25 protein-coding genes are annotated in these 25,521 nt (G+C 61.1%); 8 read left to right on the top strand and 17 right to left on the bottom strand.

All coding sequences use genetic code 11. The annotated features are described in order from the left end of the window. Positions 1–62: 62 nt before the first annotated feature. The 4 genes from NKH01_RS17155 (at position 63) to minE (ending at position 3,119) form a co-directional block, all read left to right on the top strand. A complete protein-coding gene (locus NKH01_RS17155; protein ID WP_031194494.1) occupies positions 63–1,064 on the top strand; it encodes a substrate-binding domain-containing protein in 1,002 nt (333 codons plus the stop codon). 231 nt (positions 1,065–1,295) lie between these two features. Continuing rightward, positions 1,296–2,015, top strand: a complete 720-nt coding sequence (gene minC, locus NKH01_RS17150) for a septum site-determining protein MinC (protein WP_352484057.1) — start codon at positions 1,296–1,298, stop codon at positions 2,013–2,015. A gap of 19 nt (positions 2,016–2,034) precedes the next feature. Beyond that, positions 2,035–2,850, top strand: coding sequence for a septum site-determining protein MinD (gene minD, locus NKH01_RS17145; protein WP_352472499.1), 816 nt, complete (start codon positions 2,035–2,037; stop codon positions 2,848–2,850). Further along, complete coding sequence (minE, locus tag NKH01_RS17140) at positions 2,847–3,119, top strand: cell division topological specificity factor MinE (RefSeq protein ID WP_023677151.1); 273 nt, start codon at positions 2,847–2,849, stop codon at positions 3,117–3,119. Before minD ends, minE begins: the two co-directional genes overlap by 4 nt. Positions 3,120–3,302: 183 nt before the next feature. Here the strand turns inward: minE and NKH01_RS17135 are convergent, their stop codons facing one another. The 7 genes from NKH01_RS17135 to NKH01_RS17105 all read right to left on the bottom strand — a co-directional run bounded on the left by NKH01_RS17135 (position 3,303) and on the right by NKH01_RS17105 (position 10,264). Further along, on the bottom strand, positions 3,303–4,622 hold the full coding sequence (locus NKH01_RS17135; protein ID WP_353021332.1) for an ABC transporter substrate-binding protein: 1,320 nt from the start codon (positions 4,620–4,622) through the stop codon (positions 3,303–3,305). A 95-nt stretch (positions 4,623–4,717) separates the two neighbouring features. Further along, positions 4,718–5,566, bottom strand: coding sequence for a carbohydrate ABC transporter permease (locus tag NKH01_RS17130; RefSeq protein WP_352484059.1), 849 nt, complete (start codon positions 5,564–5,566; stop codon positions 4,718–4,720). Further along, positions 5,563–6,480 (bottom strand): carbohydrate ABC transporter permease, encoded by a 918-nt coding sequence (locus NKH01_RS17125; protein ID WP_353021412.1) that lies wholly within the window; start codon positions 6,478–6,480, stop codon positions 5,563–5,565. The genes NKH01_RS17130 and NKH01_RS17125 overlap by 4 nt, the downstream gene beginning before the upstream one ends. A gap of 19 nt (positions 6,481–6,499) precedes the next feature. After that, positions 6,500–7,591, bottom strand: a complete 1,092-nt coding sequence (locus tag NKH01_RS17120) for an ABC transporter ATP-binding protein (protein WP_023720713.1) — start codon at positions 7,589–7,591, stop codon at positions 6,500–6,502. A 50-nt stretch (positions 7,592–7,641) separates the two neighbouring features. Further along, positions 7,642–9,153: an arabinosylfuranosidase ArfA gene (gene arfA, locus NKH01_RS17115; RefSeq protein WP_023720714.1), complete on the bottom strand. Its 1,512-nt coding sequence runs from the start codon at positions 9,151–9,153 to the stop codon at positions 7,642–7,644. Between the two features lie 18 nt (positions 9,154–9,171). Further along, positions 9,172–9,333 carry a hypothetical protein gene (locus NKH01_RS17110; RefSeq protein WP_352844719.1) on the bottom strand — a complete coding sequence of 54 codons (162 nt, stop codon included), beginning with the start codon at positions 9,331–9,333 and terminating at the stop codon, positions 9,172–9,174. 4 nt (positions 9,334–9,337) lie between these two features. Further along, positions 9,338–10,264 (bottom strand): ArsR/SmtB family transcription factor, encoded by a 927-nt coding sequence (locus NKH01_RS17105; RefSeq protein ID WP_352494491.1) that lies wholly within the window; start codon positions 10,262–10,264, stop codon positions 9,338–9,340. Positions 10,265–10,511: 247 nt separating this feature from the next. On the opposite strand from NKH01_RS17105, the gene NKH01_RS17100 reads away from it, so the two are divergent. From NKH01_RS17100 to NKH01_RS17085, 4 genes are read left to right on the top strand one after another with little or no spacing between them, the layout of a single operon-like run. Then, the gene (locus tag NKH01_RS17100; protein ID WP_023718528.1) at positions 10,512–11,390 is read left to right on the top strand and encodes an ABC transporter permease; all 879 of its coding nucleotides are present in this window, start codon (positions 10,512–10,514) and stop codon (positions 11,388–11,390) included. Beyond that, positions 11,387–12,208 (top strand): ABC transporter permease, encoded by an 822-nt coding sequence (locus NKH01_RS17095; RefSeq protein WP_353021327.1) that lies wholly within the window; start codon positions 11,387–11,389, stop codon positions 12,206–12,208. The genes NKH01_RS17100 and NKH01_RS17095 overlap by 4 nt, the downstream gene beginning before the upstream one ends. A 22-nt stretch (positions 12,209–12,230) precedes the next feature. Next, positions 12,231–13,373 carry an extracellular solute-binding protein gene (locus NKH01_RS17090; protein ID WP_352484610.1) on the top strand — a complete coding sequence of 381 codons (1,143 nt, stop codon included), beginning with the start codon at positions 12,231–12,233 and terminating at the stop codon, positions 13,371–13,373. After that, positions 13,366–14,538, top strand: a complete 1,173-nt coding sequence (locus NKH01_RS17085) for an ABC transporter ATP-binding protein (protein WP_353021323.1) — start codon at positions 13,366–13,368, stop codon at positions 14,536–14,538. The genes NKH01_RS17090 and NKH01_RS17085 overlap by 8 nt, the downstream gene beginning before the upstream one ends. 20 nt (positions 14,539–14,558) lie before the next feature. Here the strand turns inward: NKH01_RS17085 and NKH01_RS17080 are convergent, their stop codons facing one another. The 10 genes from NKH01_RS17080 to NKH01_RS17035 form a co-directional block, all read right to left on the bottom strand. Further along, complete coding sequence (locus NKH01_RS17080) at positions 14,559–15,536, bottom strand: branched-chain amino acid ABC transporter permease (protein ID WP_352639403.1); 978 nt, start codon at positions 15,534–15,536, stop codon at positions 14,559–14,561. A gap of 1 nt (position 15,537) precedes the next feature. Beyond that, on the bottom strand, positions 15,538–16,425 hold the full coding sequence (locus NKH01_RS17075) for a branched-chain amino acid ABC transporter permease (RefSeq protein ID WP_031193840.1): 888 nt from the start codon (positions 16,423–16,425) through the stop codon (positions 15,538–15,540). A 7-nt stretch (positions 16,426–16,432) separates the two neighbouring features. Continuing rightward, entirely contained in the window at positions 16,433–17,143 is a 711-nt protein-coding gene (locus tag NKH01_RS17070; protein WP_352856500.1) for an ABC transporter ATP-binding protein, read from the bottom strand. After that, the gene (locus NKH01_RS17065) at positions 17,136–17,909 is read right to left on the bottom strand and encodes an ABC transporter ATP-binding protein (RefSeq protein WP_352494494.1); all 774 of its coding nucleotides are present in this window, start codon (positions 17,907–17,909) and stop codon (positions 17,136–17,138) included. Before NKH01_RS17065 ends, NKH01_RS17070 begins: the two co-directional genes overlap by 8 nt. A gap of 11 nt (positions 17,910–17,920) precedes the next feature. Further along, entirely contained in the window at positions 17,921–19,129 is a 1,209-nt protein-coding gene (locus tag NKH01_RS17060; protein WP_352856504.1) for an ABC transporter substrate-binding protein, read from the bottom strand. A gap of 345 nt (positions 19,130–19,474) precedes the next feature. Further along, positions 19,475–20,461 (bottom strand): ABC transporter ATP-binding protein, encoded by a 987-nt coding sequence (locus NKH01_RS17055; RefSeq protein ID WP_352639398.1) that lies wholly within the window; start codon positions 20,459–20,461, stop codon positions 19,475–19,477. Continuing rightward, entirely contained in the window at positions 20,458–21,480 is a 1,023-nt protein-coding gene (locus NKH01_RS17050; RefSeq protein WP_353021317.1) for an ABC transporter ATP-binding protein, read from the bottom strand. The genes NKH01_RS17055 and NKH01_RS17050 overlap by 4 nt, the downstream gene beginning before the upstream one ends. Beyond that, the gene (locus tag NKH01_RS17045; RefSeq protein ID WP_023718540.1) at positions 21,470–22,444 is read right to left on the bottom strand and encodes an ABC transporter permease; all 975 of its coding nucleotides are present in this window, start codon (positions 22,442–22,444) and stop codon (positions 21,470–21,472) included. Before NKH01_RS17045 ends, NKH01_RS17050 begins: the two co-directional genes overlap by 11 nt. Then, entirely contained in the window at positions 22,444–23,472 is a 1,029-nt protein-coding gene (locus NKH01_RS17040) for an ABC transporter permease (RefSeq protein ID WP_353021315.1), read from the bottom strand. The genes NKH01_RS17045 and NKH01_RS17040 overlap by 1 nt, the downstream gene beginning before the upstream one ends. 107 nt (positions 23,473–23,579) lie before the next feature. Then, on the bottom strand, positions 23,580–25,253 hold the full coding sequence (locus NKH01_RS17035) for an ABC transporter substrate-binding protein (protein WP_353021313.1): 1,674 nt from the start codon (positions 25,251–25,253) through the stop codon (positions 23,580–23,582). Positions 25,254–25,521: the final 268 nt, after the last annotated feature.

Below are 25,521 nucleotides of genomic sequence, written 5' to 3'. Positions count from 1 at the left end.
GGGAGAGTGAAGCTCAGCAAACCAACAGTCGAGCCAAGGGCATCGACAGGAAGGAAACAACCATGGTTATCAGGAGCACACGCAATAGCAGACAAAGGGCCTGGCAAACGTGTCTGCTTGCCGGGACCTTTCTCGCAGCCGCCGGAGGGGCTCAAGCTGCGGAACCATTGGTCAAGGCTTGCTCCAAGACCGGCGAATTCGTAATCGGCTTTTCTCAGGCCAACAATGCCGAGCCGTATCGCCAGCACGTCAATGACGAACTCACCGCCGCCGCCAAGGCAGTGTCCCAGTTCACCTTGCAGATCGCCGATGGCGCCGGCAGCGTGAACACCCAGACCTCACAGGTCGACAATTTCATCACCCAGAAGGTCGACCTGCTGCTGATATCGCCCTTCGAAGCATCGCCGCTGACGCCGGCGGTGAAGCGGGCCATGGAGGCCGGCATCCCCGTCATCGAGCTCGACCGCAAGACGGTTGGCGATCCGGGCAAGGACTACACGGCTTTTATTGGCGGCGACAATTACAAGATCGCCTTCGAAGCCGGCAAATACACCGCCACGAAACTGCTTCCTGACGGCGGTGAAGTTGCCGTTCTGGAAGGGCTGCCCAGTTCGACCCCTGCCGTGGAACGGCTCAACGGCTTCAAGGACGGCGTCAAGGAGAACGACAAGATCAAGGTCGTCGCTGAGCAGGCGGCGGACTGGCTGCCGGACAAGGCACAGACGGCGTTCGCAGCCATGCTGCAGGCCAATCCCGATATCAAGATGGTCTACGCCAGCAACGACATGATGGCCGCCGGAGCGCGCCTTGCCGCCAAGGGCGCCGGCAAGGAAGGGCAGATCAAGATCATCGGCACCGACGGATTGCCAGGTCCTGCCGGCGGCATCCGGGCCGTTGCCGAAGGCGAATGGGCTGCAACCTTCACTTATCCGACGGGCGCCAAGGAGGCGATCGATATGGCAAAGTCGGTTCTTCTCGATTGCGCCACATCCGTCGAGCCGACGGTCACCGTTGCAACGACGGCGATCACGCCGGAAAACGCCAAGCAGATGATGGGTAACTGACAAAAGTGCCATGGCGATTGCGGTGCGGAGGTCGAATGGCACCTCCGCACCGTCGCAACGCCTCATTTCCGCCCTTCGGCCGGTCTTCGGCAAGGGCGAGGGTCTCCAGGGCCCAATCAGATCGACCGTTGGTGCTCCGAAACAGCAAGAATGGAAGCCTCGGAAAGCCGCCATTAACTTTTCGTTAACCATGCCGGGCTAGCCTTAACCAATCAGTAAGGACTCGCCTCTGTGACCTGCGTCGCTCCCATCCAAAACAAGTCCATACGCTTTCGAGCGCGCTCGTTTGTAGCCTTCACCCTCACCCCTGAGGCCCCGTTGGGGGAATGGCTGCAAAGCCTGGATCACTGGACCGAAAACTCTCCCGGCTTCTTTGCCGGTCGCCCGGTCGTGCTCGACCTGAATATACTCAAGCCCGAGGCGGGCGAGATCGGAGATCTGGTCTCACAGCTCGCGGAGCGCGGGATTCGCATCTACGCGATCGAGGCGGACGGCAATGTTGGTCTCGACGCTGATCTGCCGCCGCTCCTCGTTGGCGCCAAGGAGGCCACCGCTGACGCGCTTTACGTGCAGCCGGACCCGAAAGCCGCCGCTGAGGCCAACACGGAAGAGCCGCAGGCGCCGAACTCATTGATGATCAAGGCACCGATCCGCTCCGGCCAGTCGATCTTTCACCCCGATGGCGATGTGGTCATTGTCGGCTCCGTCAGTTCCGGATCCGAGATCATCGCCGGAGGATCGATCCACGTCTACGGCACGCTGCGTGGACGTGCGTTCGCCGGCGCCACCGGAAATTCCGCGGCTCGTATCTTTTGCCGGAAAAATGAAGCCGAACTTCTGGCGGTAGACGGCTGGTACCGCACCGCCGAGGAGATGGACGCCTCCTCGCGAGGAAGGCCGGTACAGGCCTTTCTCGAGGACGGCGCACTTTGCGTCGCACCGCTCAACTAACAACATTGGAGGCACAAATATGGGCAAGGTAGTGGTTGTCACATCCGGCAAAGGGGGTGTCGGCAAGACGACCTCGACGGCCGCTCTCGGCGCCGCGGTCGCGAAAACCGGCAAGCGGGTGGCCCTCGTCGACTTCGATGTCGGCCTGCGCAACCTCGATCTGATCATGGGCGCCGAGCGGCGCGTTGTTTTCGATATCGTCAACGTCATTCAGGGAACCGCCAAGCTCTCGCAGGCGCTGATCCGTGACAAGCGGCTCGACACGCTGTTCCTGCTGCCGGCCTCGCAAACGCGCGACAAGGATGCTCTCACCGAGGAAGGCGTCGCCGATGTCATCGACAAGCTGCGCTCGGTTTTCGACTATGTCTTCTGCGACAGCCCGGCCGGCATAGAGCGCGGCGCGCAGCTTGCGATGCGCTTTGCCGACGAGGCGGTTATCGTGACCAACCCGGAAGTGAGCTCGGTCCGCGACTCCGATCGCATCATCGGCCTGCTCGACTCCAGGACGATGAAAGCAGAGCAAGGTGAATCGATTGCCAAACACGTCCTCGTCACGCGCTACGACGCTGCCCGCGCTGCCCGCGGCGAGATGCTCAGCATCGATGACGTGCTCGAGATCCTGTCCACGCCTCTGCTGGGAATAATTCCCGAGAGCCAGGACGTGCTGCGCGCATCCAATGTGGGCGCGCCGGTTACGCTCAGCGAAAACACCAACCCCGCCGCACGCGCCTATATCGACGCGGCAAGAAGACTCGAGGGCGAGGACCTGCCGGTCATTCTGCCTTTCGAGCGGAGGGGCCTCCTCGACCGGCTGTTGGGAAGGAGGGCAGCATGAACCTGCTCGATATCTTCAAGCGCCGCGGCAGCGCACCCGTGGCGCGCGAGCGCTTGCAACTGCTGTTGGCTTACGAGCGTCGAAGCCGCAACCAGCCCGATCTCGTCTCCGTGTTGCGCGAGGAGATCATGGCGGTGATCGCCCGGCATGTTCAGGTCGACCAGGATTTCCTGCAGGTGAGCATGGATCACGGCGAAACGACGTCGAGATTGGAGATCGACATCCAGATCCCCAACAAAGTCGCAATGCCCATGGCCGCGGCGTTCTAGCGGAATCCGCCAGCCAGGGCTTGCGTCGGCTGCTGCCGAGGTTGCGGCGCCGTGGCTGGCGTGTTTGACCCGGTCGCCAGCGGCAAGTCGCGCAATTCGAGGACAATAACCACCACCTCGCCAAAACCCCGCGGCCGTTTCCAGCCGCGGGGGCGCCTTGGGAGGGCCTTTCGAAACCCGTGGTCAAATGTTGGCGAGCAATTCGTTGACGCGGCTTTCCATGTCGGCAAGGGCGGTGTCGACGTCCTTCTGGCCACTGATTGCTGCACTCATCTCTTCGCCGATAATGTCCTGGATCGCAAACTGGCGCTGTACGGCCGACGGCAGCGGCTTGCCGAGGTCGGCGACCGCAGAGATCGTGTTGCGATGCGGCAGGGCCTTGAAGGCGTCCGAGGTGATGACGGCCTTATAGGCCGGCAGGTGACCGGTGCGCGACCACTCAAAATCGTTGTCGGCGAAGAACTTCAGGAATTTGCCGATGGCCGCGATCTGTTCAGGCGTGCGGTCTTTCTGCGACACGGCCCAGGTGTGGCCGTCGGCATATTGCGCGTGGGTGCCGCCAAACAGCTGCGGATACGGATAAACCGCATAGCCGCCCTTGTTGAGCGCCGTACCCTTGGTTTCGGACTGGGCGTTGTAATCGCCGACCACCCAGGTGCCGTTGAGGTGGACGCCACCCTCGCCGGCAAGGAAGGCATTGATCGAGCCGCCATAATCGAGGTCCTTGGTGGTGTAGCCCTTCTCGAAGATCGCCTTGTACATCTCGACCACCTTCTTGGCTTCCGGCGTATTCAACTTCACATGCTTCGGATCGGCAAAGAAATCGGAATCCTGCTGGAAAAGATAAGTGTAGAGATTGCGTGTGTAGAGCGCAGTCTCATTGGTCAGGTTCTGGACGAAATAAGGCTTGCCCGTCTTCTGCTTGAACTGTTCGGCCTGGGCGAGCAGTTCCTCGGGCGACTTTGGGAAAATCGGCGTGCCGTCGGCATTGACGAGGCCGGCTTGTTTGAAAAGATCCATGTTGACGTGATAGAGCATCGTCCAGCTGTCGATCGGCAGGCCATAGATCTTGCTGTCTTTGGTGGCGCCATTGCGCGCCGCGTCGGTGAAGGCGTCGGGTGTCACGCCGACTGACTTCAAGAGATCGTCGAGTGGCATCAACAGGCCCTTCGACTGATAATCCGACAGTACGGATTCATGGATTGTGACGATGTCTGGAGCGTCGCCTGAAGCGAACTGCGCGGTCAGCTGATCATAGCCGGGCCATTCCACGGTGGTTACGTTGACGTGGACATCGGGATTGTCGGCGTTGAACTTGTTGATCAGCGAGGTGATGATGCCGCATTCGCCAACGGCTTTGGTGGGATCGGTGTTGGTGCCGAAATCGGCATCGCAGGCACCGAAAAAGCGCTGCACGCTGAGTTCCGTGGCGGCGAAGCTTGGACTTGCGAGCATCATTGCGCCCGCAGAGACTGCGGCAAACAGCATTTTCTTCAGTTTCATATCAGTTCCTCCTACTGAGTTTCCGCCGCTCCACCCTGGATTGGCCTTCGTGCTTCAATCGCTGCGCATTCCCCCCGGCCGTCAGGCAATCTTCGTTATCTCACCGCAGCGCCGGAGACCGCCGTGACGATGTATTTCTGGAAAAACAGGTAGACGATCAGGATCGGTGCACCGGCAAACACCGCCTGCGCCATCAGGAAGCCGATGCCTTCGGACTGGGCGAAGTTGGTCTGCGTCGAGGCCATGCCGACCGTCAGCGTGAACATGTCCTTCCTCGTTGCCGAAATCAGCGGCCAGAAATAATCGTTCCACGCGCCGAGAAAGGTAAAGATGCCGAGCGTTGCCTGCGCAGGCAGCGTGAGCGGCAGAAGCACCTTCCAGAAAATCCTGAGCCGGCTGGCGTTATCGAGCATGGCGGCTTCGTCCAACTCCTTCGGGATGGCTTTGAAATACTGGGTCATCAGGAAGACGCCGAACGGAGCCGAAAGGCCCGGCAGAATGAGCCCTTGATAGGTGTTGTGGAACTTCAGCATGCTGAAGATCTGGTGACGGGCGACGAGCACGGCCTGCTCCGGGACCGCCAGGCCGAACAGCACGATCACGAACAGCACGTCTCGGCCGGGGAAATTCAGCCGTGCAAAGCCGTAGCCGGCGAGCGACGACAGGATCAAGGTGCCGAGCGTCAATCCGCCCGAGACGATGATGCTGTTGCGCACCCAGATGAACACCGACGAGGTGCCGACCGTGTTGATGTAGTTCTTCAGCGTATAGGGCGCGTGAAACACCGAATTCGGATCTGCCATCAGCTCCGCATTGTCCTTGAGTGACAGGCCGATGACCCACAGAACCGGCGCGATCATGACGATCGAAAGCAGGAGGACCAGGGCCAATAACAAATGGTCGCCAAATGCCCGTCCCTTGATGGAAGCGGCTGGAGCGCTCATGCCTGGTCTCCCCTGCTGCGTGTCACCAGGTACTGGGCCATGGCCGCGATCAGGATGAGGATGAACAGGATTTCCGATGCAGCGGCGCCCAGGCCGAGATCCCAGCGGCGGAATGCGGTGTCGTAGATGTAGAGCACGATCGGCTTGGTCAGGTTGTTCGGACCGCCCCGCGTCATCAGCCAAGCCTGGCCGAACAGCTGGAATTGCAGCACGATCTGGATAATGATCACCAGGATGAAGGTCCGCTTGATCGACGGCAGCGTGATCGAGCGTAGCGTCTGCCAGCGATTGGCATTGTCCAGCGCCGCCGCCTCGTAGATATCCTGCGGAATCTGCTGGAGCGCCGAGAGAAAGAGCATCATCGGCAGGCCGATGCACCACCAGATGGTGGCAATGGCGATGCCGACCATCGCCAGGTTGGGATCGGAAATGAAAGCCGGCGCGGTCGCGCCGAACCATCCGTAGATCGTCGACAACAGGCCGACATTCGGAATGAAGACGATGCGCCAGATCAGCGTGACGATGGTGACCGACAGCACCGACGAGGAAAAGAACAGCGTCCGCAAAACCGCAGCAGTGCGCGTCCGGCGATTGAGGCAAAGCGCCAGGAAAATACCGATCAGCGCCAGCGTCGGCACCGTCAGCAGCACGAAGTAGAAGGTGTTCCAGATCGATTGCAGGAAGACCTTGTCGTGATACAGCCTGACGTAATTGCCGAAACCGACAAAATTTCCGGACGAGAACGTGTCGGCCTTGTGGAAACTCAGCCACATCCCCCAGAGCAGCGGGAAGAGCAGCAGCGTCGTGAAGAAGAACAAGAATGGCGCAACGAAAATGAAGTTTCGCCATTGCGGCGCATAGATGTCGGCGGTCGGCGTTCTGGCGCCGACAGCAAGCGTCGCGGTCGGGGACATCGCCAGCCGGTCAACCATCTCAGGCCTCCCTCGCATGCCAGGCGCGGCCGGTCTCATTGAACAGATGCGATTTCTGGCCGTCGAAGGCGAGCCCGATCCTGTCGCCGACGGCGACGCGACTGTTGCCGGCATCGGAACCGACTATCTGCTGGCCATCGCCCAGCCGCGCGTAGATCAGGGTGCGTTCGCCGAGCCGCTCGAGCACATCGACCACGCCATCGGCATTGCCCTGTCCGGCGGCAACGATACGGACGTCTTCCGAACGGATGCCGAAAGTGTACTTGCCATCGGTCAATTGGCTGGAGGCGATCTCGGTCTGCACCGAGATGCCGTCCGCAAACCTGGCCGTGGCGTTCTCGCCGGATTTGTTGAGCGTCGCATCAACGAAGTTCATCGCCGGCGCACCGACGAACCCTGCGACGAATTTGGTCGCCGGACGCTCGTAGATCTCCATCGGAGTGCCGATCTGATCGATCTTGCGATTGTTCATGACGACGATGCGGTCGGCCAGCGTCATTGCCTCGACCTGGTCGTGGGTGACGAAGATCATCGTCGACTGCAGGCGCTGATGAAGCTGGGCAAGTTCGATGCGGGTGCGGGTGCGCAACGCCGCATCGAGATTGGAGAGCGGCTCGTCGAACAGGAACGCCTTCGGCTCCTTGACGATCGCACGGCCGATGGCGACGCGCTGGCGCTGACCGCCGGAGAGCTGGCCCGGCTTGCGATCGAGCAAATGCGGCATTTCGAGGATGCGGGCGGCTTCGTTGATGCGCGCCTCGATGACCTTGCCTGGAACGCCGATATTCGCAAGCCCGAAGGCCATGTTGTCGCGCACCGTCATATGCGGATAAAGCGCATAGGACTGGAACACCATGGCAATGCCGCGCTTGCCCGGCGGCAGATGATCAATGCGCTCATTGTTGATGGCAATCTCACCGCTATCGACAGCTTCGAGACCGGCAATCATTCGAAGAAGCGTCGATTTTCCGCAACCGGACGGCCCCAGGAACACGATGAATTCGCGTGCCCTTATGGAGAGCGACAGATGATCCAGCACCGTCATGGCACCGAACTGCTTGCTCACGTTTCTGATCTCGATATCGGCCGTCACGTCGACGCTCCTCCTCAGCGCTTGCGCTTGTCTCGATGATCCGCCTGAACTCAGAGCCTCAGGCGAATGACCTGGTAGGAATAGGCCGGCAGCGACAGGCTCAGCTTGCCGCCGGCGAGTGAGGCGCCCTCACCCTTCCTTGGGCCGACATTGCCTGGGTTCTCGGCCGAATTGACGGCTTTCAGATCGGCGTGCGCCACGACCCGGTGATCGACGATTTCCGCTGCGCCGAAGCCGGTGAGGTCGACCACTGTTTCGATTGCCTCGCTCGAATGGCGGTTGACGGCGAAGAAGGTGACGTGGCCGGTCTTCGTGTCGTGCACGCCGGCAATGTCGACGTAGGCGACGTCGCCCGCAACGGTGGATTTATAGGTCGGGCTTTCCACCTTGAGATCCAGCGCATTGCCGCGGCCGTAGTTAGAAGCAAACAGATAGGGATAAAAAATCGTCTGCCGCCATGCCGGGCCATTCGGAACGGTCATGATCGGCGCGATGACGTTGACCAGTTGTGCCAGGCAGGCGATCTTGACGACATCGGAACGGCGGATGAAGGTGTTGAGGATCAGGCCGACCTGCAGCACATCCTCGAAATTATAGATGTCTTCGAGCAACGGCGGGGCGAATGGCCAGCCGTCGCTGCCGCCGAGGATTTTCTTGTCCTGCTCCTTGGAATGGTACCAGACGTTCCATTCGTCGAACGAGATGTAGACCTGCTTGTTGGAGCGCTTCTTGGCCTTGATATAGTCGATGACGCCGGCGACCGAGACAATGTAGTCGTCGAGCTTTTCGCTCATGGCGAGATAGTTCGAAGCGTCGTTGGCTTCGTTGTCGAAATACATGTGCAGCGAGATGTAGTCGACCTCGTTGTAGGTATGGTCGAGAACCGTCGCTTCCCATTCAGGGTAGGTCGGCATCTTGGCATTCGAAGAGCCGCAGACCACCAACTCGAGCGACTTGGAGAAGGCGCGCATTGCCTTGGCCGTCTCATGCGCTAAGCGGCCATACTCGTCCGCGGTCTTGTGGCCGATCTGCCAGGGGCCGTCCATTTCATTGCCGAGGCACCAGAGCTTGACGTCGAAGGGCTCCTTGCGGCCATTGGCGATGCGCTTGTCGCTCCATTTACTGCCGCCGGGATGGTTGGCGTACTCCAGAAGGTTGCGGGCTTCGTCAAGACCGCGCGAGCCGAGATTGACGGCAAGCATCATCTCGGTGTTGGCGGAGGTGCACCAATCGGCAAATTCGTGCAGGCCGACTTCGTTGCTTTCCGACGTATGCCAGGCGAGGTCGAGCCGCACCGGGCGCTCTTCCTTGGGGCCGATGCCGTCTTCCCAATTGTAGGCGGAGACGAAATTGCCGCCGGGATAGCGGACGATCGGAACATTAAGTTCTCTGACGAGATCGATGACGTCCTGACGCATGCCATTGGCATCCGCCGTCGGATGGCCTGGCTCGTAGATGCCGGTATAAACTGCCCGCCCGAGATGCTCGATGAAGGATCCGTAGAGCCTCGGATCGATTTCCGAGACAACATAATGCGGATGTGCCGTAACGGCTGCCTTCATGCATTCCTCCCATCGATATCACAAACGATGATTTAAATCATCTTGCCCGATATCAAAGAGGAATTGGCAGCCCTTCGTCAAGCCAAAATAGCCAAAAGTAGGACAATTAGACGAAGGTTTTGGCTCAGCAGAAAGCCAGTTCATTGAAATTGCTGCGTTATCTTCAGAACCCGGTTTCATGATATCAACCAGTTTTGATCCGGAGCAGGATGTCCTGATCGTAATTTCCAAAGCCCTTGCCGAAAATGTTGATCCCGCCGGGGCGCTTGGCGTCGTCCTTGACGCCGATACGGACGCGGATTGAATGATGGCTCTTCAGATCGAGTGCGGCGAGGCCGGTTTCGGAAATCCTGAGGCCGTCGACATAGGTGCCGTCATTGGCAATTCGCCAGTTCTTGAGCTTGCCGTATTGCGAACCCTTGAGTTTCCACCAGGACGGCGTGAAGACGCCGCGCTTGTCGCCGAAATCCCCCGGCGACGTCCAGGTGCCGACATCGACGCCATTGATCGTCAGCGTGATGTCCGAGGGCCAATCGGCGCTGGTGCCCGGCACTTCCGAAGACAGCTCTATCGCCACTTCGAGCTCGGTGATCTCGGCATTGGCGAGCTTGGCATTATTGGGAAACTGGTATTCGACAAAACCGCGGGTGAACCACAACAGCCCGGCTTTCATACGATCCGGATCGAGGAAAGTGTTCGGTACATCGAGCAAGCCGATGATGCCGTCCGGCGAACAAAGGCCGCAGGGCGCGGTAACCTCGAAGCCGGTGTAAAGCCCGATCGGCATCGACACTTCGATCGCGTCGTTCTTGACCGCACGATATTCGCTCTTGAACACGACGAGCACTTCTTCGGCCGTCGGATAACAGATTTTCTGGCTGCCTTTCTTCGCTTTCAGGTTCTCGGTGCGGATCAGCCCCGCATCCTCCAGCACCTGGATGTTGGTCGAGACGGTCGACTGCGGCAGCGACAGCACGGCGGCGATTTCGTTGACATTCATCGGCCCCTTCTCATGCAGCAGTTTCAGCATCGAGATACGCGCCGAGGAGGCAAGCCCCTTGAGCACGGCAATGCCTTCCTCAGGTTCAATCACCAGAAAATTGCGACTCATAAAATGCCCGGGCCCATGCCAAATCTATATCCGAAATTATCCTGTATATCGGGATATCTGATTTAATCAATGCGCAGGCGAACCCGAGCAATTTGTTAAATCCAGCAGGGCGACGGTCGCGCGGTGGCCCTGCACAGAATTTGTGCAGGAGCCATATGCAGAGTGGACACCTGAACGCCGATCGCCCAATCTAGTCCGGAGCCGAGCCCGGTGATGGCGGCTTGGACATGAAGTGGTTGGACGGGTCGTGACCAAAGGGTGGAAATTATATGATCAGCGACTGGCCTGGGTCCTCGTCGCGCCCGTGCTTTTGCTGCTTACCCTGCTTCTGCTGCTGCCGATCGCGATGATGACTGTCTACACGTTTTTCACCTTCGTTACCGCTGGGGTGGAGTCGGCGGTGCTGACCTTCGACAACTGGAAGGAATTCCTCACCGACAGCTACTATCACGGCTTTCTTTGGAAGACCGTTCGCGTCGGCGCCATCACCGCTGTGATCTGCGCGATCCTTGGCTATTTCCCCGCCTATTTCATCTGGGCCACGACTTTCAAGCACAAATGGCTGCTGCTGTTGCTGCTCATCGTGCCGTTCTGGATCAGCTTCACCATCCGGACATTCTCGTGGATCCACATTCTCGGCGAACAGGGGCTGATCAACGTCGTGCTCATCCGGCTGGGGGTCATCAACGAGCCGTTGCCGATGCTCTACACCGAGGGCGCCGTCATCATGGGGCTGCTGCATTTTCTGCTGCCCTACATGATCCTGAACGTCTATGTCAGCCTGGAGGGCATCGACCGCACCTTGATCGCCGCCGCCCGCTCGATGGGCTGCACCAGCGCACAGGCGTTCCGCGAAGTGACCCTGCCGCTGTCGATTCCGGGGCTGGGCGCCGGACTGTTGCTCTGCTTCGTGCTGGCGGCCGGCTCCTATGTGACGCCGCAATTGCTCGGGGGAAGCCGCGACGCGCTGTTCGGCAACCTGATCTACGACACCATCATGGGGCAGCTCAACTGGCCGATGGGCGCCACGCTTTCCATCGTCCTGTTCGTTCTGCTCGGTGCGGCCGCGGCCGCCTACAGCCGCTATATGGGCCTGTCGCAGATCATGAAGGGTCTCAGTGCATGAGAGCGGAGCATCCCGATCGCGAAGGCAGATGGGCGTGGCGGCTAACCGGCGCGATCACGGTGTGCGTCTATGTCTTCATGTTCGCGCCGATCCTCGCCACGGTCGTGCTTTCCTTCAACGCCTCGATGTTTGGCGGCTTTCCCCTCACCGGCTTCAGCCTGCGCTGGTACGAGAAGCTGCTCACCAACGGGCCAGTCCTCGATGCCTTCCGGACATCGATGTGGATTGCCCTGGTGACGGCAACGGTGACGACGCTGCTCGGCATCATGGCGGCATTGGCGCTGGTGCGCTTCGAGTTCCGTGGCAAGCAGGCGATCAACACGCTTGTCATTCTTCCCGCGCTGGTCCCCGAGACGATACTGGGCGTCGGCCTGCTGGTCATGATCAAAGCCGTCGACCAACCGCGCAGCATGACGCTTCTGGTGCTCGGCCACATTCTGCTCACGCTCCCCTACGTGGTGCTGATCGTTCAGGCGCGCATGGTCGGCATTAAACGTTCCTATGAGGAGGCGGCACTGTCGCTCGGGGCGCCGCGTGTGTCGACATTCCGCGAGATCACGCTGCCGCTGCTCATTCCCGCAGTGCTTGCCAGCGTGCTGCTCGCCTTCACCATCTCGTTCGACAACACCTCGGCCAGCCTGTTCTGGCGACCGGCGGGCGTCGAGACCATGCCGACGCAAATCCTCTCGATGCTGAAGATCTCGATCAGCCCCGAGGTGAACGCGCTGGGCACTGTCATGATCCTTTTGACGGTCGGCATTCCCTTGACTGGTGGGCTCATCCTGCAAAGCCTCACCTGGTTCAAGGCAGGCAAGTGAAAATGAAAATGGGAGAATGAAAATGAAACTGACAACCACCAAACGACTGGAACGGCTCAACGAACGCTATGCCAATGGCGACATCAGCCGGCGATCATTCCTGACGCTGACGGCCGCCGCTGCCGCCGCCACCGGGCTTTCCATGCCCTGGATGGGACGCGCGCTGGCCGCGGTTTCGGAAGTGCGCTTCGACGGATGGGGCGGCGTGGTGCAGGAGGCGATCGATAAGTACGCGTTCCAGCCCTACACCGCCAAGTCCAAGGTCAAGGTCGTCCAGGGCACCTTTGGCGACGAGAACGAGATCATCACCAAGATCAAGACGTCGAAGCCGGGCGACTTCCAGATCGTCCATTCTTCCGGCGTCAACTACTACATCAAATACGTCAATGGCGGCTTCAACTCGGAGATCAACGAGGCGAACATTCCGAACATGGCGAATGTGCTGACCGCCATGATCGAGCCGTTCCGCAAGATCACGCCGAAGCTGTCGGCAGTGCCATATGATTACGGCACCACCGGCATCGCCTACAACAACAAGGTCATCTCGCCGGAGGAAGCCAAGGAAAAGGGCGCCAACCTGCTTACCGACAAGAAATATGCCGGCAAGGTCGGCGGCTACGCCGATATGACGACGCGCGTCTGGTATGCGGCGCTGCAGACGAAACAGGACCCCAACAACATCCAGGACATGGATGCGGTCTGGGCCAAGGTTCGCGAGACCCGCGACCTGGCCAAGAAGTTCTGGAGTTCCGGCGCGGAACTGATGGACCTCCTGTCGCGCAACGAAATCGTCGTTACCGATGCCTGGTCCGGACGCGTCGCCGCCCTGCAGCAGCAGGGCCAGCCGATCGGCTATCTCGACCCCGCCGGCTCATACGCATGGATGGAGGACATGCTGGTGCTCAAGGGATCGCCGATGGCCGAATGCGAGGAACTGATCAACTTCATGCTGGATCCGGCCACGTCGATCGCTGTCGCCGAAGGCCAGAATTATCCACCCTCGCTTGATCCGACCAAGGTGAAGCTGACCGACAAGATCGCAGCGCTTCCGGCCTTCGACCCGACCGGATCGATGAAGTCGCTGACCTTCGCCGATCCGCTCTACTGGGCGAAGAACGAAGACGCCTGGACCAAGCAATGGGACAGGGTGTCGAAAGGTGCATGACGATAACAGCCACGATCAGCCCCGGCCGGCATCGGCCGGGGCTGATCGCGACCCGCTCGCTCGGGGCGAAAGCCAGCCGACAGGAAGGCCTGCGGTCGAGTTTCGCGACATCGATATTTTCTACGGCAAGTTCGCCGCCGTGCGCGATTTTTCACTGGCGATCCGCAAGGGCAGTTTCGTCACCTTGCTGGGGCCGTCCGGATGCGGCAAGACCACGATCCTGCGATCGATCGCCGGCCTGGTGGATATCACCAGCGGGCAGATCTCGATCGGCGGAAAGCGCGTCGACGACATCCCGATCTACAAGCGCAACATCGGCCTGGTGTTCCAGAACTACGCGCTCTTTCCACACAAGAACGTCTTCGACAACGTCGCATTCGGGCTGAAATACCGGAACGTGCCGAAACCGGAAATCGTGCGCCGGGTCAAGAAGGCGCTGGATATGGTGCGGCTGCCCGGCAGTGAGACAAAGCTGCCGTCACAGCTCTCGGGCGGCCAGCAGCAACGCATCGCACTGGCCCGCGCCATCGTCTTCGAACCGGAAGTGCTGCTGCTAGACGAGCCCTTGTCGGCGCTCGACGCCAATATGCGCGAGGACATGCGCGTCGAGATCAAGAAAATCCAGCGAGAGACGGGCATCACCGCCATCTTTGTGACGCACGACCAGGAAGAAGCCTTGTCGATGTCCGACCGCATCGTCGTGATGAACGCCGGCCTGATCGAGCAGATCGGTTCCCCCGCGCAGGTCTACGACCAGCCGGCCACCGCATTTGTCGCCAATTTCCTGGGCAAGGCCAACATGCTGCCCGGCAGCGTGACGGCGATGGACGGCAAGATGGCGACGATCGCGCTGGCCAGCGGCCATGTCGTAAAGGCGGCCGCGCCGAAGGCGCTCACGGCCGGCAGCGCGATCACTGTCGTCGTTCGCCCGCAGAAGCTTACCGTTGGCGCGGCGGGTGCTGCCAACAGGCTGGCGGGACGAATAGTCTCGACCTCCTATCTCGGCGGCAATGCGGTCTACGAGATCGACATCGGCGCTGGCACGCCGGTGCGCGCCAACACGCTGATCGACGGCCAGCCGCTGCGTGAGGGCGAAACGGTCGATGTCTGCTTCGACCCGCTGAGCTGCGTGCTTCTCGACGCGCAAGGCGTACGCATCGCGTAGCGAGGCGGCGCTGAGCCATTTCAGTCTTTCGCGTCACCTTTTGGCCCGAGAAACCGCGCATAGACCTCACCGACAATACCGCGCCGGAAAACCAGCACACAGACCATGAAGGTCAGGCCGGTGGCGATGGTCACCGGAAAATTCGAGGTGGCGAGCGTGTTTTCCAGGCCGACGACCAGACTGGCGCCGATGATCGGCCCGACCATGGTGCCGATGCCGCCGAGGAGCGTCATCAGGATCACCTCGCCCGACATCTGCCAGGTGACGTCGGTGAGCGTGGCAAACTGGAAAACAATCGCCTTGAGCGCGCCGGCCAGCCCGGCCAATGTTGCCGACATGACGAAAGCCGCCAGCTTGTAGTTGGCGACGGAATAGCCAAGCGAAATCGCCCGGCTCTCGTTTTCGCGGATGGAACGCAGGATCATGCCGAAAGGCGAGTTGATGATGCGCCAGATGGCGAACACGCCGATCAGGAAGACCGCCAGAACGAAATAGTAGATGTTCATCGAGACGTTCAGGTCGAGCATTCCAAACAGCCTGCCGCGCGGCACGCCCTGGATGCCGTCCTCACCTCCGGTGAACGGCGCCTGCACGCAGAAAAAGAAGAACATCTGCGACAGCGCCAGCGTGATCATGGCGAAATAGATGCCTTGCCGGCGGATGGCAAAGAAGCCCATGACAAGGCCAAGCAGCGCGGCACCCAGGACGCCGAGCAGGATGCCCGCTTCCGGCGGCCAGCCCCAGACCTTGACCGCATATGCGCTGAAGTAGGCTGCCCCGCCGAAGAACGTCGCATGGCCGAAGGACAACAACCCGGTGTAGCCGAGCAGAAGGTTGAACGCGCAGGCAAACAGCGCAAAGCACAGCATTTTCATCAGGAAGATCGGATAGACGAAGAAAGGCGCCACCAGCAGCGCTAGGATGCCGAGCCCCACCAGCGTCCATTCAAGCCATACCGAACTTTTGGCGCGCGTCTCGCGAAGTGAGAGTTCGGCCATCTCAGACGTCCCTTCCGAAAAGACCGGCGGGCCGGACCAGAAGCACGATCGCCATGATGACGAAGACCACCAGATTGGAGGCTTCGGGATAGAAAACCTTGGTCAGGCCTTCGGCGAGCCCAAGCATGTAACCGGTGACGATCGCCCCGAGGATCGATCCCATGCCGCCGACCACGACAACGGCGAACACGACGATGATGAGATCAGATCCCATCAGCGGGCTTACCTGATAGATCGGCGCAGCGAGAACGCCGGCGAGACCGGCAAGAGCGCAGCCGAGGCCGTAGGTAAGGGTCAGCAGCAACGGCACGTTGACGCCGAAAGCCTGGACCAGGCGGGGGTTCTCCGTTGCCGCGCGCAGATAGGAGCCCAGCTTGGTCTTCTCGATCAGCACCCAGGTGCCGAAACAGACGATCATCGAGGCGACCACCACCCAGCCGCGGTAATTTGGCAGGAACATGAAGCCGAGATTGGTGCCGCCGGAGAGCAGCGGCGGCACGGAATAAGGACTTCCCGATACCCCATAGTAGTAACGGAACACGCCTTCGAGCACGAGCGCGAGGCCAAAGGTGAAAAGTAGACCGTAAAGCGGGTCGATATCGTAAAGCCGCGACAGCGCCAGGCGCTCGACCACGACACCGAAGCCGCCGACGATCAGCGGCGATAGGATCAGAGCTGGCCAATAGCCGATGCCGAACCGGGTGAGCAGCAGATAGCCGATGAAGGCGCCGAGCATATAGAGCGCACCGTGGGCGAAATTGATGACACGCAACAGGCCGAATATGACGGCCAGGCCGAGGCTCAACATTGCGTAGAAAGAGCCGTTGATGAGGCCGACCAGCAATTGGCCGAGGAATGCCTGAACGGGTATTCCGAAGATCATCGTCATGGCGCCATCATACACCCAGCACTTCATGCAGCAGCGTCATGCGATCCGGAAGTTCGCCGACCGGAAAGCCCGCCACCACCTTGCCGTGCTCCATCAGATAGAAACGATCGGTGACACGGCTGGCAAAGCGGAAATTCTGCTCGACCAGCAGGATTGTCATGCCGCGCTTTTTCATCGTCGCCAGCAGATCGCCGATGCGCTGCACGATAACGGGAGCCAGTCCCTCGGTCGGTTCATCGAGAAGCAGCATTTTCACGCCGGTCCGCAGCATGCGCGCGATCGCCAGCATCTGCTGTTCGCCGCCCGACAGCCTGGTGCCGGGGCTGTTGCGGCGCTCCTTCAGATTGGGGAAGAGATCGAATATTTCCTCCACGCTCATGCCGCCCTCGGCTACGATCGGCGGCAGGACCAGATTCTCGTCCACGGTCAGCGTCGCGAAGATGCCGCGTTCCTCCGGCACCAGGCCAATGCCTTGATGCGCCGTCCGGTGCAGTGGCAGGCGCATCAGATCCTTGCCGTCGAAAGCAATCTGGCCGGTCCGCTGGCGGATCAGCCCGATAATGGCGCGCAATGTCGTGGTCTTGCCGACGCCGTTGCGGCCCAGCAATGTCACCGTTTCACCTGGAAAGACCTCCAGATCGACGCCGTGAAGCGCATGGCTTTCGCCATACCAGGCGTTGAGGCCGCGGACTGCGAGAAGAGGCGCGGCGTCACTCATCGGCGGTGCCCATATAGGCGATCCTCACCCGTTCGTCGCGACTGACCGTGGCATAGTCGCCGGCGGCAAGGATTTCGCCGCGCTGCATGACGGTTATCCAGTCGCAAAGATCGGCTACAACAGTCAGATTGTGCTCGACCATCAGCACGGCGCGATCCCTGGCGACCGAGCGGATGATGTCTGAAACCGTGCGCACATCCTCATGCCCCATGCCGGCCATCGGCTCGTCGAGCAGCAGCACTTTCGGGTCGAGCGCCAGCGTCGTGGCGATTTCGAGCACGCGTTTCCTACCATAGGAGAGATCGGCGGCGGGCCTGTTCTTGGCATCGTCGAGGCCAACAGACCGCAAAAGCTCCTCGGCGCGCGGCGTCAATCGATCGAGCGCTGCCAGCGAGCGCCAGAACTGAACGCTGAGCCCGCCCGGCCGCTGCAGCGCAACGCGCACATTGTCGAGCACGCTGAGATGCGGAAACACCGCCGATATCTGGAACGAGCGCACCAGGCCCATCCGCGCGACCTTGGCCGGCGACGTGCGGGTGATGTCGTGGCCGAGCAGTTCGATCCTGCCGCTCGTCGGCGGCAGGAACTTGGTAAGCAGGTTGAAGACGGTGGTCTTGCCGGCGCCGTTGGGCCCGATCAGCGCGTGGATGTTGCCATGGTAGAGGTCGAGATCGACATTCCTGACCGCGACGAAACCGGCGAAGTCGCGCCGCAGGCCCCGGGCGGAAAGCACCACCCGCGGCCCATTCGGTTCGGGCGGCGCCATCGGCCCGCCAATCACTCGCCGGCCGTGGGACAGCCGCTTTCCTTGGGGCTCAGGAACGCCTCGTTACCGGGGATCGTGGCAAGGGGTTTGTAATAGTCCCATTCCTTGGTGCTCTCGCTCGGCGACTTGACCTGATAAAGATACATATCGTGGACCATGTTGCCGTCGGACTGCACTTTGCCGTTCGCCGTAAAGACGTCGTTCACCGGCATCGAATGCAATTCCTTGGCGACGGCTTCAGTCGCGTCGGTGCCGGCCTTGTCGATCGCCTTCAGATACTGCGTCACTGCCGAGTAGGTGGCGACCTGGATCATGTTCGGCATGCGGTTGGTGCGCTTGAAAAACTGCTGGGCGAACTCGCGGCTCTTGTCATCGCGATCCCAGTAGAAGCCTTCGGTCAGCACCACGCCTTGCGCTGCCTCGAGGCCGAGCCCATGCACCTCGGCCAGCGTGAACAGAAGCGCTGCAAGCCGCTGACCGCCCTGCACGATACCGAACTCGGCCGCCTGCTTGATCGAGTTGGAGGTGTCGAGGCCGGCGTTCGCCAGCCCGACGACCTTGGCGCCCGACGATTGCGCCTGCAGCAGGAAGGATGAATAATCGGTCGAGCCGAGCGGATAGCGCACCTCGCCAACCACCTTGCCGCCATGGCTCTCGACGAACTTGGCGGTCTGCTCCTTGAGCGAATAGCCGAATGCATAATCGACGGTGACGAAGAACCAGCTGTCGCCGCCTTGCTGGACAAGAGCGCCACCGGTTCCTACCGCCTGCGAATGCGTGTCATAGGCCCAGTGGAAGCCATAGGGCGAGCATTGTTTGCCGGTCAGCTCGGTGGTCGCGGCGCCGGTGACGATGTCGATTTTCTTCTTTTCCTTGGAAATCCCCTGGACGGCCAGCGCCACCGAGGAGGTGGTCAGTTCCATGATGGAATCGACCTGTTCGGTATCATACCACTGCCGCGCAATGTTGGAGGCGATGTCCGGCTTGTTCTGGTGGTCGGCGCTGACGATCTCGATCGGCGCGCCTTGTACCTTGCCGCCGAAATCCTCGACCGCCATCTTGGCGGCCTCGACCGACCACTTGCCGCCGAAATCGGCATAGACGCCGGACTGGTCGTTGAGAATGCCGATCTTGACCTTGCCGTCAGAAATCTCGGCGGCTGCGGCAGGCATCGCAGTCGCTGCAAGAAGCGCGGCCGAGGCCAGGTACGATATCTTCATTGGTGACTTCCTCCCTTATGGTCGACAACCGAGCAACATGTCGGCGGCTGCCTGCTGCGGCACGAAGAGTGGCCTCCCATATTCCGTCCTCTCCGGCGGAAAATCGCAGCGCTGTACGGCCGCCTATGCCCGTCCCTCAAATCGTAGCATCGCGCGGCAACGCGAGAACAGTTACTTTAGTATTAGGCTCGCGGTGCCCATGCCGCGGACGTCGAAGCGCAACATAGGGCCGGATCGTGCAGGGTCCAGATGGCGTCTGATCTCTCTGAAGCCGACGTGCCGTGATGAAATCCCGGCCCGAGCGGTCGTGATCAGATGATGCAGCTGAACGAGAAACGTGTGTTCTCAACCGCCGGCTGGATGATGGCATGCAACCAGGCGGCCATCGCCGATGCTTTGAAGAAGCGGACGCTCGCTGCGGCAGAGGGAGGTGGCGGCTGGGCAGCGGGTGTGGAACCGGCATCCCGAAGGTGGGTTCATCGGGCTGGGCAGGTCGCCCTTGAGTACCAACCGCCCGCGCCGCGCCCGGTCGATGCTGGGTATCGGCACGGCGGAACGCAGCGCCGCGGTGTAATGGTGTCTGGGCGCCGCAAAGACCTCGTCGGTCGGCCCACTCTCCACGATCGATCCCAGATACATTACCGCCACACGGCTCGAGATCTGACGCACCACGGAAAGGTCGTGAGCGATGAACACATAGGTCAGGTTGAACTCCTCGCGCAGATCGGCGAGCAGATTGACGATCTGCGCCTGGATCGACACGTCGAGCGCCGAGACCGGCTCGTCGGCCACGATCAGCCGTGGCCGCAGCGCCAGCGCACGGGCGATGCCGATACGCTGGCGCTGGCCGCCGGAGAATTCGTGCGGATAGCGCGATGCGTGCTGGGGCGACAAGTCGACCCGGCGCAGAAGGTCGGCCACGCGATCCGCCATTTCCGATGCCGAGAGGCGTTCATGGATACGGAATGGATCGGCCAGCAGATCGCCGACCCGCCGGCGCGGATTGAGCGAAGCGCTGGGATCCTGAAAGACCATCTGCATCTGCCGCCGCAACGGACGAAGCTGGCGCTGGGAGGCATCGCTGATGTCGCGGCCCTCGAATTCCAGCGACCCCGAGCTGATTTCGGTCAGACGCACCAGACACCGGCCAAGCGTGGATTTGCCGCAACCGGACTCACCGACGATGCCGAGCGTTTCCCCGGGCCAGATGTCGAGAGACACCTTATCGACCGCATGTACGGTCCGGCGCTGTGCCGGGAAGATCGAGCGGCCGACGCTATAACGTTTCGACAGATCGCCAGCGCGAAGCAGCGGGCGCGGCACGGCATTCATCGTTGCATCTCCACGCCGCCAGCCTTCTGGACAGCGAATTGTCTGCGCATGGACTCCGGCAACACGCAGGCGGCGCGATGGCTCTCGCCTTGCATGATCGGCAGCTGGACCAGACAGGCGTCGTGGCGAAAGGCACACCGGGGGCCGAAGGCGCAGCCTTTCGGCAGGTTGGAGAGCGAGGGCGGAATCCCCGGGATAGCGGCAAGCCGGGCCGGACGTGGTCCCCCCATCGGCGGGATCGAGCCGAACAAGCCCCATGTGTAGGGATGCAGCGGCGCCCGGAACACGCTGCTCTTGCCGCCCTCCTCGACAAAGCGTCCGCCATACATCACCAGCACCCGGTCCGCGACTTCGGCAACGACGCCAAGATCATGCGTGACCAGGATCACCGCCGAGCCGAACTGGTCGCGCAATCGTCCGATCAGCTCGAGGATCTGCGCCTGCACGGTAACATCGAGGGCTGTGGTCGGTTCATCCGCGACGAGCAGCGCCGGGTTGCAGGAGAGTGCCATGGCAATCACCGCGCGCTGGCGCATGCCGCCGGAAAGCTGGTGCGGGTAGCTGTCGACGACCCGATCCGGATTTGCGATGCCGACCGCATCCAGCAATTGCACGGCCCGCGCCCGCGCGGCTTTCGCCGACACTTTTTCATGCGCGCGCACCTGCTCGCCGATCTGGTTGCCGATCGTATGCACAGGAGTGAGCGCCGACATCGGATCCTGGAAGATCATCGCGATCTGGCGGCCGCGAATGGCATCGAGCGCACGCCGGCTGAGCCCGATCAGCTCCTGTCCCATGAAACGGATGGAACCGGAGACGATAGCGTTGGGGCTGTCGATCAGCCCCATGATGGCGAGCAAGGTCTGGCTTTTGCCCGAACCGGATTCGCCGACCACCCCGATGATCTCGCGCTGCTCGACGGCAAACGAGACGCCTCCCACCGCCCGCACCAGGCCCTCGTCGCTGCGGAAGGAGACGGTGAGGTCCTTGACCACCAGAAGAGGAGCATCAGCCGACATTGCGTGCCCTCGGGTCGATGATGACGAAGACGACGTCGACGATGAAGTTTGCCATCACCACGAAGAAGGCGGCGTAGATCACCGTGGCCAGGATCATCGGCAGATCGAGGGTCTGCAGTGCCTCATAGGTCAGTTTCCCGACACCCTGCAATCCGAAGACCACTTCGGTCAACAGTGCGCCGCCGCCGACCAGGGCACCAAAATCGAGGCCGAACATGGTAACGAACGCGACCAGCGAGGTCCTGAGGCCATGATGCAGCAACACCCGGCGCTCGCCGATCCCCTTGGCCCGGGCGGTGCGGATGAAATCCTCCTGCATCATCTCGATCAGGCTTGCGCGCAGCACCCGTCCATAGAGGCCGACATAGAGGGTTGCCAGCGTGAACCACGGAATGACGAGCGCCTTGAACCAGCCCCAGGGATTCTCGGTCAGGGGGATGTAGCCGAGCGGAGGAACCCAGGAAAACAGCCAGCTGTCGTGCCAGCGGCTTTGTGTCAGCAGGTTGGCGACCTCGCCCAGCCAGAAGACCGGGATCGACACGCCGACCAGGCTCAGGATCATCAGCGCGCGATCAACGAATGTACCGCGCGTTGCGCCTGCGATCACCCCGACAATCAGTCCACCCAGCACCCACAGCACTGCCGCGCCGCCGACCAGCGACAGCGTCACCGGAATGGCGCTTATCACGGTCGGGATGACGCGCTGCCCGCGATTGACGAAGGAGGTGAGATCACGGCTGACAAAAAGCCGGTTCATCATCAGCCCATATTGCACAGGCAATGGCCGGTCGAGACCGAAATCGTGGCGCACCTGGATCAACGTCTCTTGCGAGGCATTGCGGCCGGCAATGCGCGCTGACGGATCGGCGCCCGGCGTCGCAAAGAAAATCAGGAAAGCAACGACACTTATGCCGAACATGACCAGCACCATCTGGCCAAGCCGGAAGCCGAGCGCGGCAACCACTAGACGCCCCTCGGCGAGGATTTCGGATCGAGCGCGTCGCGTACGCTGTCGCCCAGAATGTTGAGGGCCAGGACCGTGATGACGATGGCCAGCCCCGGCGCCAGTGCAACGACCGGCCGCGAATAGAGCAGGCCCTGGCCGTCCTGGATGATGGTGCCCCAGCTGGCATCCGGCGGCTGCACGCCGATCGACAGGAACGACAGCGAGGATTCCGTCATCATGTTGAGCGCCAGGATCAACGGCACGAAAACGATGATCCGGGTCACCACATTGGGCATGATGTCGCGCAAAAGGATGCGCCAGGGCGACGCGCCCAGGCCGATCGCAGCGGTCACGAATTCGGCATGCATCAAGGTCAGGACATGGCCACGGATCGGCCGCGCCACATAGGGCACATAGACGATGCCGATGATGAAGACCGGTAGCCACAGGCTGCCGGAGCGGATTTCGAATGGACCGATCTGGATACTCTGCGCAATCAGCACGATCGACAGCGAGATCGCCAGCAGGAAAATCGGGAAGGCCCAGAGCACGTCGAGAATGCGCGACAGGCCGATGTCGACGATGCCACCGAAGAACCCGGAGACGACCCCCAGAAACGTCGCGAGGACGAGGCACAGCGCGGCTGCAGCACCCGAGATCAACAGCGAATCCCGTCCGCCGTAAAGCAGCCGCGCCGCGACGTCGCGGCCCTGGTTGTCGGCTCCGAGCAGGTAGGGACCGATGCGCCACGTCGGCCCGATCGGCGTCATGCCGAGGCCAAGGCCTTCTGTGGAGGGCTGCAGCACCGGCTGGGTCACCCCATCGACGACGACCTCGCCATTGAGATTGGTCACAAATGGATCGGTGCCGGAGACGTACCGCGCATAAAGCGGCGCCGCGAGCGAGGCGATCACGACGACGACGAGCACGGCGAATGCCGATATTGCCGAACGATCGCCTCTCAGCTTGCGCCATGCCGTGCGCCACGGGCCATCGGTGGCCCGGCGAACCGAGATGGCGGGCTGATCCGCAATGACATTGACCATGAACAGGATTGCCTAGGAAAAATCTCGGCCTGAAAGATGCGCTGATCCGCCGGAAAAGGAAATGCGACGGAGAGCCGGCGGCGCTCCGTCGCATTGGCTCCGGGAGGTTATTCCACCCAAGACTGGCTGACGATCCAGTAGAATTGTGGGCTGAAGGTGAAGTTCTTCAGCCTGGACGAGATGACATCGACCCGCTTCGGCGTGAACAGGACGGCGACCGGCGCCTTGTCCGTCACCGCCTTGTCGATGGCGGTCCAGAGTGTCGCGCCCTTGGCCGGATCGGCGATGGTGGCTGCCTCTGCCTCGTCCATCGATGCGTCGATCGACTTGTCGCAGAACCCCGAAATATTGACCGAGGCGTCGGAACCTGGCGTAAACGAGGCACAGCTGAACAAGACCTGCAGGAAATTCGATGGCGCCGGGTAATCCTGGAACCATTGCGAGATCGAAATCTGCACCTTGTTGTTGGTGTTCTGGATGTAGGTGAACTGGATGTTCTGCGAAATCGGCTTGACCGACGTCTTGTAGCCAAGCTGGTTGAGCACGTCCTGCAGATAGACGCCGATCGCCTTGGAGACAGTGGTGTCCTCGGTGATGATCGTCACCTCCTGACCTGCGGTTCCCGATTCAGCAACCAATTGCTTGGCCTTATCCATATCCGGCGCGGACCACTTCTCACCCGGATTGGCGGTGAACGGGCAATAGGCTGCGAATGACGGGAAGCCCGGCGGCAGGATTTGACAGGCCGGCTGCGCCAGATTGCTGCCGCCGAAAAGCTTGACGATCGCGGCGCGGTCGATGGCGAAGTTCACCGCCTGGCGAACGCGGATGTCGTTGAACGGCGCCAGATTGGTGTTCATCGGCGCGTACCACATCGCCGTCAGCGGGTGAACCGTGACCTGCTTGGCATATTTGGTGCCGAGTTCGGCGAGACGGTCGGACGGCGGCGGATCGAACATCCAGTCCGCCTGGCCATTCTCGACCGCCGTCACCGCCGCCTCGTCGGTAAGGCCGAATTCATAGTCGATCTCGTCCGGATATCCGGCCGGCTGCGCTTCCTTGCTCCATTCCTTGAAGTGAGGGTTGCGCACAATCTTCATCAGCTTGTTGGGGTCGTAGCTGGCGATCATATAGGGTCCGGTGCCCGGAATCGGATCGGTGCCGGCGTCCTTGAGCGGCGCGCTCGCCGGCAGGATCGACGCGTGTGGAACGGCAAGCTTCTGCAGGAACTCGGCATCCGGCTGGACCAAGTTGAAGGTAATGGTTCCGGCCGCATCGTCGACAGACAGGCCACCTTCGAGGGAGCATGTCGCGGGCGCCTTCAAGCATGCATCCGCGCCGATGATGCCTTTGTAGAAGGTCCCGGCCGTCGGCCCGCTGATCTTGAAGATGCGCTGGAACGAAGCGACCACGTCTTTGGTCGTGACGTCCGAGCCATCGGCGAACTTGATGCCCTTGCGCAGCTTGAAGACATAGGTCTTGCCGCCGTTCTCGACCTGCGGGAGGCTTTCCGCCAGGTCCGCGACGACCTCGAAGCCGGTCTTGTCTCCGGCCTTCCTGTAGGTCACCAGGCCATCGTAGAGGACATAATTGATCTGGAAATACTGCAGCGTGTAATTGATGTGCGGATCGGCGGTGCCTGCCGCGGCATTGGCCAGCAATCGGAGCGTGCCGCCTGGCTTGCCCTCGGCGGCCAAGGCACCGCTTGCCGGCGACATCATCGTCACGCCGAGCAGAGCCAGCCCGGGTATCAACGCTGCAAATGCTTTTTGGGGTCGCATATTTGTTCCCTCATGGAGGCGTGTCGGCTTTTGCCGCGCTGAATCCGGTCGATCGACCACCGCGCGGCTGAAAACAGTCCTGGGTTTGCGAACGGCGTTCGCTACTTCGCCCAATCGCAAAAGACTACGGCGAGCGAAGCCGGACGGGATAGCTATTAAGATAGATAGGGTCGGACAGGCTTATTCCCGCCTATTTGTTGAGCAGTCGCCCGACATGGCTATTTGACAAGCAATCATCAGCGGGTAAGCTTGCCGGATGCAAAGCCTT

The organism is Mesorhizobium sp. M1403 (genome assembly GCF_040317695.1).
Classification (GTDB): domain Bacteria; phylum Pseudomonadota; class Alphaproteobacteria; order Rhizobiales; family Rhizobiaceae; genus Mesorhizobium.
Note: the sequence above shows the minus strand (reverse complement) of the source record. Positions and strands in the feature narration are given on the sequence as shown.

What these genes read in the sequence shown, in the direction of transcription:
- NKH01_RS17155 (WP_031194494.1), top strand. Translation starts at nt 63, where the DNA reads ATGGTTATCAGGAGCACACGCAATAGCAGACAAAGGGCCTGGCAAACG.
- minD (WP_352472499.1), top strand. Translation starts at nt 2,035, where the DNA reads ATGGGCAAGGTAGTGGTTGTCACATCCGGCAAAGGGGGTGTCGGCAAG.
- minE (WP_023677151.1), top strand. Translation starts at nt 2,847, where the DNA reads ATGAACCTGCTCGATATCTTCAAGCGCCGCGGCAGCGCACCCGTGGCG.
- NKH01_RS17135 (WP_353021332.1), bottom strand. Translation starts at nt 4,622, where the DNA reads ATGAAACTGAAGAAAATGCTGTTTGCCGCAGTCTCTGCGGGCGCAATG.
- NKH01_RS17130 (WP_352484059.1), bottom strand. Translation starts at nt 5,566, where the DNA reads ATGAGCGCTCCAGCCGCTTCCATCAAGGGACGGGCATTTGGCGACCAT.
- NKH01_RS17125 (WP_353021412.1), bottom strand. Translation starts at nt 6,480, where the DNA reads ATGTCCCCGACCGCGACGCTTGCTGTCGGCGCCAGAACGCCGACCGCC.
- arfA (WP_023720714.1), bottom strand. Translation starts at nt 9,153, where the DNA reads ATGAAGGCAGCCGTTACGGCACATCCGCATTATGTTGTCTCGGAAATC.
- NKH01_RS17110 (WP_352844719.1), bottom strand. Translation starts at nt 9,333, where the DNA reads ATGAAACCGGGTTCTGAAGATAACGCAGCAATTTCAATGAACTGGCTT.
- NKH01_RS17105 (WP_352494491.1), bottom strand. Translation starts at nt 10,264, where the DNA reads ATGAGTCGCAATTTTCTGGTGATTGAACCTGAGGAAGGCATTGCCGTG.
- NKH01_RS17095 (WP_353021327.1), top strand. Translation starts at nt 11,387, where the DNA reads ATGAGAGCGGAGCATCCCGATCGCGAAGGCAGATGGGCGTGGCGGCTA.
- NKH01_RS17090 (WP_352484610.1), top strand. Translation starts at nt 12,231, where the DNA reads ATGAAACTGACAACCACCAAACGACTGGAACGGCTCAACGAACGCTAT.
- NKH01_RS17080 (WP_352639403.1), bottom strand. Translation starts at nt 15,536, where the DNA reads ATGGCCGAACTCTCACTTCGCGAGACGCGCGCCAAAAGTTCGGTATGG.
- NKH01_RS17075 (WP_031193840.1), bottom strand. Translation starts at nt 16,425, where the DNA reads ATGACGATGATCTTCGGAATACCCGTTCAGGCATTCCTCGGCCAATTG.
- NKH01_RS17070 (WP_352856500.1), bottom strand. Translation starts at nt 17,143, where the DNA reads ATGAGTGACGCCGCGCCTCTTCTCGCAGTCCGCGGCCTCAACGCCTGG.
- NKH01_RS17065 (WP_352494494.1), bottom strand. Translation starts at nt 17,909, where the DNA reads ATGGCGCCGCCCGAACCGAATGGGCCGCGGGTGGTGCTTTCCGCCCGG.
- NKH01_RS17060 (WP_352856504.1), bottom strand. Translation starts at nt 19,129, where the DNA reads ATGAAGATATCGTACCTGGCCTCGGCCGCGCTTCTTGCAGCGACTGCG.
- NKH01_RS17055 (WP_352639398.1), bottom strand. Translation starts at nt 20,461, where the DNA reads ATGAATGCCGTGCCGCGCCCGCTGCTTCGCGCTGGCGATCTGTCGAAA.
- NKH01_RS17050 (WP_353021317.1), bottom strand. Translation starts at nt 21,480, where the DNA reads ATGTCGGCTGATGCTCCTCTTCTGGTGGTCAAGGACCTCACCGTCTCC.
- NKH01_RS17040 (WP_353021315.1), bottom strand. Translation starts at nt 23,472, where the DNA reads ATGGTCAATGTCATTGCGGATCAGCCCGCCATCTCGGTTCGCCGGGCC.
- NKH01_RS17035 (WP_353021313.1), bottom strand. Translation starts at nt 25,253, where the DNA reads ATGCGACCCCAAAAAGCATTTGCAGCGTTGATACCCGGGCTGGCTCTG.